Genomic DNA, 277 nt, shown 5'->3' on the forward strand with positions numbered 1-277 from the left:
CCGTATCTGACGCTCGCCAAGACCGGCTTTCGAATCCGCACGCCCTATTCAAAAACCGTCATCGACGAGTTGCACGAAGTGCCGTTTGCACGGTGGGACGGCGACCTTCACCTATGGCACGTTCCCTTCCGATCCTATGAGGAACTGAGGCGCCGATGGCCGGGCATCGAAGCGGCGGCTCGCAGAAACGAGCCGGACGAGCGACGGCGTCGCGCCGAGGAGCGGAAGGGAACCGAACAGGAGATGCGCCGCAGGCTTCGTGCCGCGGAACGAAGGC

The 277-nt window shown here is 63.9% G+C and carries 1 pseudogene; it reads left to right on the forward strand.

Annotated features, from left to right (window positions below):
• Nucleotides 1-277 (forward strand): annotated as a pseudogene (locus tag EOD29_RS31535) (hypothetical protein); the annotation flags it as partial.

Source organism: Mesorhizobium sp. M1A.T.Ca.IN.004.03.1.1 (assembly GCF_003997555.1).
Lineage (GTDB): Bacteria > Pseudomonadota > Alphaproteobacteria > Rhizobiales > Rhizobiaceae > Mesorhizobium.